Origin of the sequence: Isoptericola sp. NPDC058082, from assembly GCF_042885055.1 — a bacterium.
Lineage (GTDB): Bacteria > Actinomycetota > Actinomycetes > Actinomycetales > Cellulomonadaceae > Isoptericola.
Genome location: NZ_JBHVSQ010000005.1, coordinates 142,580 through 145,331 on the forward strand (window position 1 = coordinate 142,580; position 2,752 = coordinate 145,331).

Sequence of the window (2,752 nt, forward strand, 5' to 3'; positions counted from 1 at the left end):
GGGAAGACGGGGGGGGCAAGGAGTGCCGGGGGTGGCGTGGCGGGGTGTGTTGGGCGTTTTGGGGCCCGCCTTCCTTCTCTGGGGGGACGGCCGGCGGGCGGGTCAGGACGTCGCGTCCGGCCTGAACATCGACGACGCCTTGCGCAGCATCTCGCGAGCGCGGCGACGGTCGCCGGCCGCGTCGTAGGCGAACGCCAGGTGGTACCAGACCTTCCAGTCGTCCGGGTCGCGCTCCACCGCAGCGCGCCGCTCCTCGAACGCGGCGTCGGCGGCCGTGCGGTCCACCCGGCCGCCGGGCGAGCGCGGCAGGTCGTCGACCGGCAGCTCGCCCGCGGCCGCGAGCAGGTCGGCCATGTGCTGCACCCGCGTCGCGAGACGGTACTCGCGCGCGATGAGCACGATGACGAGCAGCGGGATCACCAGCACGGCCAGGCCGATGGCGATCAGCACCGGCTCGCCGGTCCCGATCATCGAGACGCCGCGCCCGGCGATCTGCCAGACGTACAGCGCGAGCAGCGCGGTGACGGCGACCGCCCCCGCGAGCCCCCGCGGCAAGCGCCGGCGCGGCGCGTCGCTCACGACAGGTCCAGCACGTTCTCGAGGCCCACGGTCAGCCCGGGCCGGGAGACGACCTCGCGCACCGCCAGGAGCACGCCGGGCATGAACGACACCCGGTCGAACGAGTCCTGCCGGATCACCAGCTGCTCGCCGACATTCCCGAACAGGATCTCCTCGTGCGCGACGAGCCCGCGCAGCCGGACGGCGTGCACGCGCACGCCGTCGACGTCGGCGCCGCGCGCCTCGAGGCCCGTCTCGGTGGCGTCAGGCATCGCGGCCAGGCCCGCCTCCCGACGCGCCCGCGCGATCGCGGCGGCGGTGTGCCGCGCCGTGCCCGACGGGGCGTCCACCTTGTCGGGGTGGTGCAGCTCGACCACCTCGGCCGACTCGAAGTACCGCGCCGCCTTCGCGGCGAACGTCATCGCGAGCACGGCGGACAGGCCGAAGTTCGGCGCGATGAGCACACCGAGCCCGTCCTGTCCGTCCCGCGTCGCGTTGACGCGCTCCAGGTGCTCCGTGACGCGGCCGCGCGAGGCGTCGTCCCACCCGGTCGTCCCGACGACGGCGTGGGCGCCGGCGTCGAGCACCGCGTGCACGTTGGCCTCCGTGGCGGCCGGCACGGTGAAGTCGATCGCGACGTCGGCGCCCGCCAGGGCGTCGGCGTCCACCGCGTCGCCCGCGTCGAGGCGCGCGACCAGCTCGAGGTCCGCCGCCTCCTCGACCGCCCGGCACACGGTGGCGCCCATGCGCCCCGCCGCGCCGAGCACGGCCACCCTGAGGGTCCTGCTCATGAGTCTGGTCTCCATTCGATGAGGTCGGCGGCCGGCACCCGGCCGCCGCACGGCACTCGGTCGCGGGACGGCGGTCAGTCGCCGAAGGGTCCCACGCGGACGACGGACCGCGGCCGCGCGGCCAGGTCGGCGGCGAGCTCGCGGACGTCGTCGACGGTCACGGCGCGGACCCGCTCGAGGGACTCCTCCAGGGTCAGCAGCTCGCCGTACACCAGCTCCGCCTTGCCCAGCCGGCTCATGCGCGACCCGGAGTCCTCCAGGCCCAGCACGAGCCCGCCGGAGAGCTGGCCGATGCTGCGCGCCAGCTCGGCGTCGGTGATGGGCTCGGTCGCCATGCGCTCCAGCTCGGCGACCAGCAGCTCGGTGACCTGGTCGACCTTCGCGGGCGAGCAGCCCGCGTACAGGCCGAACGTGCCGAGCCCGCCGTGACCGGAGGCGAACGAGTACGTGGTGTACGCCAGGCCGCGACGCTCGCGCACCTCCTGGAAGAGGCGCGACGACATGCCACCGCCCAGGACGGCGTTGAGCACGGACAGCGTGAAGCGGCGGTCGTCGGTGGCCGCGAGGCCCGTGGACCCCACGATGACGTTCGCCTGCTCCACCTGGCGCCGCACCGTGAGCTCGACGCCCTCGGTGGGGACGCCGACGGGGTCCGTGGCCGTCGGCCGCCGGTCGCGCGGGGCCGCCCCGGCGGCCAGGTCCCAGCCGCCGGTGCTCAGCGCGTCGGCCACCTGCCCGACGAGGGCGTCGTGGTCGACGCCGCCCGCGGCGGAGACCACCAGGGTCTCGGGCCGGTAGTGCCAGCGGTAGTGCTCCCAGACGGCGTCGCGCGGCACGGCACGGATCGTGTCCGGGGTGCCGCCGATCGGCCGGCCGAGCGGGTGCGTGCCGAGCACGGCGGCGGAGAACTCCTCGTGCACGACGTCGCCCGGGTCGTCGTCGTTCATCGCGAGCTCTTCGAGGATCACGCCGCGCTCGGTCTCGAGCTCGCCCTCGTCGAGGCGCGCCGAGGTGACCATGTCGGCGATGACGTCGACCGCCATCGGCAGGTCGGCGTCGAGCACGCGGGCGTAGTAGCAGGTGTGCTCCTTGCCCGTGGCCGCGTTGGCCTCGCCGCCGACGGCGTCGAAGGCCTCGGCGATGTCCATCGCGGAGCGCCGGGGCGTGCCCTTGAACAGCAGGTGCTCGAGGAAGTGCGTGGAGCCGAAGTGGCCGTCGGTCTCGTCGCGGGAGCCGACGCCGACCCAGGCGCCCACCGTGGCCGAGCGCAGGCCCGGCATCGACTCGGTGAGCACACGAACACCGCCGGGGGGGGGGGGGAAGGGGGCGCCCGATGGGGGGGGGGGAGGGGGGAGGGGGAGGGGGCGGAGGGGGGGGGGGGAATACGGGAGGGGTGAGGGAGG

General features: G+C 75.3%; 3 protein-coding genes. All 3 read right to left on the reverse strand.

Annotated features, from left to right (window positions below; genetic code table 11):
* Window positions 1–102: 102 nt before the first annotated feature.
* Complete coding sequence (locus ACFVS0_RS09350) at window positions 103–579, reverse strand: tetratricopeptide repeat protein (RefSeq protein ID WP_430549923.1); 477 nt, start codon at window positions 577–579, stop codon at window positions 103–105.
* The gene (gene dapB, locus ACFVS0_RS09355) at window positions 576–1,349 is read right to left on the reverse strand and encodes a 4-hydroxy-tetrahydrodipicolinate reductase (protein WP_430549922.1); all 774 of its coding nucleotides are present in this window, start codon (window positions 1,347–1,349) and stop codon (window positions 576–578) included. Before dapB ends, ACFVS0_RS09350 begins: the two co-directional genes overlap by 4 nt.
* Before the next feature lie 74 nt (window positions 1,350–1,423).
* Window positions 1,424–2,752 (reverse strand): M16 family metallopeptidase (locus ACFVS0_RS09360; RefSeq protein ID WP_430587791.1); only part of this gene is annotated, 1,329 nt, incomplete at its 5' end.